General features: G+C 41.1%; 8 protein-coding genes. 6 read left to right on the top strand and 2 right to left on the bottom strand.

The window, feature by feature from the left end; translation table 11 throughout:
• Positions 1 to 140: 140 nt before the first annotated feature.
• The 3 genes from LKE01_RS11195 (at position 141) to LKE01_RS11205 (ending at position 2,609) form a co-directional block, all read left to right on the top strand.
• Positions 141 to 650, top strand: coding sequence for a hypothetical protein (locus LKE01_RS11195; protein ID WP_225364709.1), 510 nt, complete (start codon positions 141 to 143; stop codon positions 648 to 650).
• A gap of 96 nt (positions 651 to 746) precedes the next feature.
• Complete coding sequence (rfbB, locus tag LKE01_RS11200; RefSeq protein WP_056983273.1) at positions 747 to 1,730, top strand: dTDP-glucose 4,6-dehydratase; 984 nt, start codon at positions 747 to 749, stop codon at positions 1,728 to 1,730.
• Positions 1,731 to 1,742: 12 nt separating this feature from the next.
• Entirely contained in the window at positions 1,743 to 2,609 is an 867-nt protein-coding gene (locus tag LKE01_RS11205) for an NAD(P)-dependent oxidoreductase (RefSeq protein ID WP_056983275.1), read from the top strand.
• 38 nt (positions 2,610 to 2,647) lie between these two features.
• On the opposite strand, the gene LKE01_RS11210 is transcribed toward LKE01_RS11205, so the two are convergent.
• Entirely contained in the window at positions 2,648 to 2,845 is a 198-nt protein-coding gene (locus tag LKE01_RS11210; protein ID WP_056983277.1) for a hypothetical protein, read from the bottom strand.
• A gap of 117 nt (positions 2,846 to 2,962) precedes the next feature.
• Between LKE01_RS11210 and LKE01_RS11215 the strand changes: the two genes are divergently transcribed.
• Positions 2,963 to 3,397 carry a MerR family transcriptional regulator gene (locus LKE01_RS11215; protein WP_056983279.1) on the top strand — a complete coding sequence of 145 codons (435 nt, stop codon included), beginning with the start codon at positions 2,963 to 2,965 and terminating at the stop codon, positions 3,395 to 3,397.
• Positions 3,398 to 3,496: 99 nt separating this feature from the next.
• Here the strand turns inward: LKE01_RS11215 and LKE01_RS11220 are convergent, their stop codons facing one another.
• On the bottom strand, positions 3,497 to 3,706 hold the full coding sequence (locus LKE01_RS11220) for a DUF4649 family protein (protein ID WP_054769861.1): 210 nt from the start codon (positions 3,704 to 3,706) through the stop codon (positions 3,497 to 3,499).
• 236 nt (positions 3,707 to 3,942) lie between these two features.
• Between LKE01_RS11220 and LKE01_RS11225 the strand changes: the two genes are divergently transcribed.
• Together LKE01_RS11225 and tyrS are read left to right on the top strand one after the other, a co-directional pair.
• Positions 3,943 to 4,596, top strand: a complete 654-nt coding sequence (locus LKE01_RS11225) for a snapalysin family zinc-dependent metalloprotease (RefSeq protein WP_056983281.1) — start codon at positions 3,943 to 3,945, stop codon at positions 4,594 to 4,596.
• 311 nt (positions 4,597 to 4,907) lie between these two features.
• Positions 4,908 to 6,164, top strand: coding sequence for a tyrosine--tRNA ligase (tyrS, locus tag LKE01_RS11230; protein ID WP_056983283.1), 1,257 nt, complete (start codon positions 4,908 to 4,910; stop codon positions 6,162 to 6,164).
• Positions 6,165 to 6,337: the final 173 nt, after the last annotated feature.

Consider the following 6,337-nt stretch of genomic DNA (forward strand, 5'->3'; position numbering starts at 1 on the left):
CCAGAAAATAAAAAGTTCGAAAACCTTCCGAGAAAATTCACACTTTCTTCACAACTTGGGCCACATATTCAGATATGATTATGATGTAAATAAGAGATACCAACAGGACACGAATGAAGAACCAATATTGGAGGGTGTTTATGATGAAAAAAGTTGACCTGGCAAATGCCGGATTACTAATGCTGATTCCGTTGACGATGATTGGCTTTTCCGCCAGCATTCATGCTCATAACAGCGATATTTCGACAACAAAAGCTGCTGAAGTTAATAAAATTGGGGAAACCATCGATACTGAATATTCTGGAAATACGGAACTTAACCAAGGAAAAATGCGACCACTTTATTTCCAAGCATCACGGGTTTTCAGCGTTAAGTATCGAACGGTTAATTTTAAAACGGTTTTGGATGAAGATTATAAAGAAGAAAAGTTATATCGTTACGTTCCAGGTGCTAAGAAAAACAATCGGACCTATAGCTGGAAAAAGATTAAGGCCCATACCGGCAAGAAAGTGTATGTTGATAAAAAAGCCAAAGCATACTACCGCGATGATGATGGTGAACGGGAAAGTGAAGACTTTTACCGGATTCGCGTATCAGCAAAGAAGACCGCCAATCGTTACTGGATCAATGAAGATGCAATTGATGATTAAAATGAGGTTGATGGCAAATAAAATTTGCCGTCGGCCTCATTTTTTTATGAGATATGGTAAATTATAGGTATTAAATCAGTTCTTGGGAGGTGCGCTTTGAACATTCTGGTCACAGGTGGTGCCGGCTTTATTGGCGCCAATTTCATTCATTATTTACTTGAAAACTATCCGGAAGATCGAATCGTCAACTTTGATAAGCTGACCTATGCAGGAAATTTGGCCAATTTAGCCGATGTCGAGGGAAATTCTCAGTATTATTTCGTGAAGGGTGACATCGCCGACCAGTCGGCGGTCGATTCAGTCTTTTCAGCATGGCAAATTGAGGCAGTGGTGAATTTTGCGGCAGAGTCACACGTTGACCGATCAATTTTAAACCCGAATGTCTTTATTTGCAGTAATTATGTCGGCGTCAGTACCTTACTGAATGCCGTTAAGCGTTTTTGGGTTCATAAGTTTGTCCAAATTTCAACGGATGAAGTCTATGGCAGTACGCCGTCCGGCAATCTATTTACTGAAACGACGCCTTTAAATCCAAGTTCACCGTATTCGGCAACCAAGGCTGGAGCCGATTTGTTAGCGTTGTCGTATTTTAAAACTTATGGATTAAATGTTTCCATTACCCGATCCGCCAACAATTATGGTCCGCTGCAATTTCCTGAAAAATTAATTCCTTTAATGGTCACAAATGGTCTTTTGGGGAAGTCGCTGCCAGTCTATGGTGACGGCAAGAATGTCCGTGATTGGTTGAATGTTGCCGATAATTGCCGGGCGATCAACGCCGTCTTACGGCGGGGAAAAGCTGGTCAGATTTATAATATTGCCGCCCATAACTACGTTGAGAATATTCAAATTGTTAAAAAGATTGTTGAACGTTTAAAAGTCGATGATTCCAAGATTTCTTATGTAACTGATAGACCGGCAAATGATCAGCTTTATGCGATTGATGATTCAAAAATTCACCATGACCTGGGGTGGCAGCCGGAAATTGATTTTGATGAAGGAATTAACCAAACCATCGACTGGTACGTGAATCATGAGCAGTGGTGGCGGCCACTGCTGTCAGGTGTTAGAAACAGATAATGGGGTGAGATAATGACGATTGGTTTTATTGGAACGGGTGTCATGGGTACCGGAACGGTTTTGAATTTGCTGAAGGCCGGGTTTGACGTCACGGTCTACAACCGCACAAAAGCCCACGCCCAAAAGACAATTGAAGCTGGGGCTAAATGGCAGGCGTCACCGGCTGCGGTTACCAAAGTCAGTGACGTGGTTATTACAATTGTCGGCTTTCCAACTGATGTGAAGGAAGTTTATTTTGGTAAACACGGCATTTTTGAGACTGCCACAGCTGGCCAAACGTTAATCGATATGACGACCAGTTCTCCCAAATTGGCTGAACAGATTGCCAAAGAAGGCAAAGCGAAAAATATTGGCGTCTTGGATGCACCGGTTTCCGGCGGTGATGTTGGAGCGGCTAAAGGGACACTGACCATTATGGTTGGTGGTCAGCCGGATACATTTGAAAAAGTTAAGCCGGTGTTAGCGGCTATGGGAACGGCGATCACCCGCTTTGGGGATGCCGGCCAGGGCCAAAATGCCAAGATGGCGAATCAGATTATGGTTGCCGGAACGATGACCGGGATGATCGAATCGCTGACATATGCGAAAAAAGCCGGTCTTGATTTGAACCAAATGATTGAGACAATCAATGGCGGGGCAGCTGCCAACTGGAGCATGACGAACTACGGCCCAAGAATTTTGAAAGGTGATTTTAAGCCGGGATTTGCGGTCAAACACTTTCTAAAAGATTTACGAATCGCGTTGGGTTCTGCGGATGAAATGGGCGTTGATCTGCCTGCCACCAAAGTTGCCAAAGATTTATACGAAAAGATGACCGATCAACTTCATCTTGGAGATTTAGGGACTCAAGGACTGCTGAAGGTTTATGATCCAAAATAAAAGTGTAAAAAAATAAAGCTGTGGAAGAATCCACAACTTTATTTTTTCGCATTTTTGCGACGCTCATTAGCGGCAATGAAGTTACTGACAACTGATATCAGTAAAAAGATTGATGCCAGAATTAACAGGCCGATTTTAACGTCACTTGGGAAGCCTGATTTTTGAATGAAGAATGCAAGGGCGATTGAAATGATTAATGACACGTCCGCCACGATTAATTTTGGAGAAAATCCCATGTTGTTCACACCTTTCAAAAAGCATTATAACAAATAATGACTTCAATTTTGAAGAGACTTTGTCTGGTAGGCCAAAATTGATATAATGAAGGTATAAACAAAGGTAAGGTGGAAATAATGGCAGAACTGAGCGGCAATGACGCGTTTATCGATACGGACAAACTGATTTTTGGAATTGGTCAGGTACAGCAGATTACCGGGGTTTCTGGCAGACAGCTGCGCTACTGGGAAGAGCAGGGGTACATCCAATCACTCAATCAGAAAAAAGGTGCCGCTAGAGAATACTCGCTGCACACACTGTTCTTTATTTTTCACGTGACGCGTTTCTTGGACGATGGGTTCACGCTTCAATCTGCTGTTGATAAAGCCAAACAATTTGACCGCCAGCTGCCGGTTCTTCGACAGTTCTTACGTGAACAGCTCCATGGCGTCGATTTTCAGGATGATCGAAGCATCCTCGATTTCGGATACGTTGATTCGTCTCATACTCAACGCATTTACGGAATTGTTAAAAATGGCGAGACTTCATTTGAAATTAAAAATGTTGAATAGATGACAAGAGGTCGAAGCAAAAGTAAAATTTTGCTTCGACCTCTTTAATTTTGTGGGTTGGTTGAAATAATTGAATCTATTCTTGATTGTTTACCAAACTTATTTTGTTTCGTCATCGAACTTCTTGTACAATCCGATGATGGTCTTATCCTTTAATTCAACCGGCTTACCGTCTAAAGTGACTTCAACAATTTTGTAATAGTCTTCCAAATCTGGAATTTCCAGTCGTTGATTGGCCACAAACGCAGCAGCTGATGGATATTCGATGGATTCGGTTCCACCACCATTTTCATATTTGATTTTTAACATGGACGACACTTTCTTTCTATATAGAGTCAGAATCATTTATCTATACAACTTAATTTTAGTTTGATTTTGTTGAAATACAACTAACTGCCTTTGTGAAATTTGTGTGAAGAATGTTTGCCTTTTTTGAGACTTCAGATTTGTGACGGGAATTACTGCCATGATATATTAGTAGTGGGGAATGGTGATCCATTAAATAAATATGATTGAAGTGACGACGTTTAATTAGGGGGAATTAAATGTTAAGAGCTAAGCATCTTTTTGTTCTTGTGTTAACAACGTTGATCGTCATGATCGGATTTGGTGCGATGGGCAGTCAGTCTATTTCAGCTCAGACCGTTAAGTTTAACAGCGCTATGCACACCAGCAAAAATTTGACTTACAACGGAACCATCAAGTATTACGTCAAATCAGACGCCAAAAAATATTCATCTGACATTTCTTACGCGACCAAGAAGTGGAACAAAGCACTCGGTAAAAAAGTGTTTAAGCAGACAAAATCCATGAGCCATTCCCGATTAGTTTTTACCGGGACCAGCAAACTTGGTCGAAGTTATGCGGGGGTAGCAGAAATTAACAGTGGGGTTATTGCCCTGAATACATCTTGGATGAACCGGTATAATCAGCAAAAGCGTCGCGCCGTGGTTATCCACGAATTGGGTCACACACTCGGGACGAAAGATTTGTATGTTTATCCAAACGCACAACTGCGTGGGATGTTTAAAAAGCAAACAATTATGGGTGGTAACTATTCCACAACAATAAAAAGTTTTGATTCCAAGCTTGCAAAGTGGACGCTGAGACATACCAGAACCATGTCTCAAAATGAGTTTCACCATTACCGTGCCAATACTGGGCTTTATTATCAACAGATGCTTCACGGCCGGATTTAATTTTCAACGAGATGTCATTGACAACGGAATGTTCAACCACTATGATTAACTTATATTTTATGGATGTTGAGACAGTCAAGTAGTTGGCCATTACGTGAATCCAGAAACTCAGCGGCGATGTGAGCTGAGCGGATGGCCGATGAATTTACAGCTGTTGAGTCCTTACTTAAGCTTGACGGATCATCTCGTTACCGATGAATTGAGTGGTTGTTGGATTTATCCAGCAAGAACTTGGGTGGTAACGCGGAAAAACTTTCGTCCCTGGCAATTAATTTTGCCGGGGACGTTTTTATTTTAGGAGGAAATATTGCATGAACATTTTAGATGAGTTGAAGTGGCGTGGCGCAATCAATCAAGAAACTGATCATGATGGATTGAATGATTTGGTAAACAAAAAGTCTGTCGGAATCTATGTTGGAATTGATCCAACTGGTGACAGTATGCATATTGGTCATTTGATTCCATTTATGATTTTGAAACGATTCCAGTTGGCAGGACACCATCCGGTTATTGTTATCGGTGGTGGGACCGGCTCAATCGGTGACCCAAGTGGTAAGAAGTCTGAACGGGTTTTGCAGACAATGGATCAAGTTCGTCACAATCAGGATGCTTTGACTGCTCAAATGGAAAAGCTGTTTGGTCAAGACGGCAAATTTGAAATTGTGAATAACTACAATTGGCTTTCAAAATTATCCCTTTTGGATTTCTTGAGAGACTACGGAAAATTATTTAACGTTAATACGATGTTGAATAAGGAAATTGTTGCCAGCCGTTTGGAAGTCGGAATTTCATTTACCGAATTTACTTACCAAATTTTGCAGTCAATTGATTTCTTACATCTCTATCGTCACAACGATGTTCAGGTTCAATTGGGTGGTGCTGATCAGTGGGGCAATATTACCTCAGGAACTGATTTGATTCACCGAATTGAAGGTCAGGATGCCAAAGTATTTGGCTTGACTATTCCATTGCTGCTTAAGTCTGATGGTACCAAGTTCGGTAAGTCTGAAGGCGGTAATGTTTGGTTGGATCCTGAAAAAACATCTCCATACGAATTCTATCAATTTTGGATTAACCAGGATGATAATGACGTTATCAAATATTTGAAGTACTTCACTTTCTTGTCACAAGATGAGATTGCCGAATTGGCTAAAAAAGTGGAGACTCATCCGGAAAAGCGTGAAGCCCAACGGAAACTTGCTGAAGAAGTAACTGAATTTGTTCATGGTAAAGAGGCTGTTAAGCAGGCAGAACACATTACTGAAGCTTTGTTCTCAGGCAATGTTGCCGATTTGACGACCGCTGAAATTGAGCAGGGATTCAAGAACATGCCTTCTGTTGAAGTTTCTTCAGAACCATTGAACATTGTTCAGTGGCTGGTAGATGCTACCAAGATCGAGAAGTCTCGTCGACAAGCCAGAGAAGATATTACCAATGGAGCCATCAGAATTAATGGTGAAAAGATCCAGGATGTGGATTACGAAATTAATCCCGCCAATAAGTTTGACGGCAAGTTTATCATTGTTCGCCGGGGAAAGAAAAAGTACTTTTTAGCAAGAATTAAATAGAAGCAAAGACAGGTCGAATCCGATCTGTCTTTTTTTAGTTGACAATAGCGCAAAAAGTCGGTATATTATTTAGTGCGGCTTTCGTAAGAATGACTTCTACGACGAGCCACAAATTTAAAAAAATCATTGACACTGATTCAGCGTCATGATAATATTAAATAGTTGTCAAAAGT

This window comes from Lentilactobacillus kefiri, assembly GCF_007989105.1.
Lineage (GTDB): Bacteria > Bacillota > Bacilli > Lactobacillales > Lactobacillaceae > Lentilactobacillus > Lentilactobacillus kefiri.

What these genes read in the sequence shown, in the direction of transcription:
- LKE01_RS11225 (WP_056983281.1), top strand. Translation starts at nt 3,943, where the DNA reads ATGTTAAGAGCTAAGCATCTTTTTGTTCTTGTGTTAACAACGTTGATC.
- LKE01_RS11210 (WP_056983277.1), bottom strand. Translation starts at nt 2,845, where the DNA reads ATGGGATTTTCTCCAAAATTAATCGTGGCGGACGTGTCATTAATCATT.
- LKE01_RS11205 (WP_056983275.1), top strand. Translation starts at nt 1,743, where the DNA reads ATGACGATTGGTTTTATTGGAACGGGTGTCATGGGTACCGGAACGGTT.
- LKE01_RS11215 (WP_056983279.1), top strand. Translation starts at nt 2,963, where the DNA reads ATGGCAGAACTGAGCGGCAATGACGCGTTTATCGATACGGACAAACTG.
- LKE01_RS11220 (WP_054769861.1), bottom strand. Translation starts at nt 3,706, where the DNA reads ATGTTAAAAATCAAATATGAAAATGGTGGTGGAACCGAATCCATCGAA.
- tyrS (WP_056983283.1), top strand. Translation starts at nt 4,908, where the DNA reads ATGAACATTTTAGATGAGTTGAAGTGGCGTGGCGCAATCAATCAAGAA.
- LKE01_RS11195 (WP_225364709.1), top strand. Translation starts at nt 141, where the DNA reads ATGATGAAAAAAGTTGACCTGGCAAATGCCGGATTACTAATGCTGATT.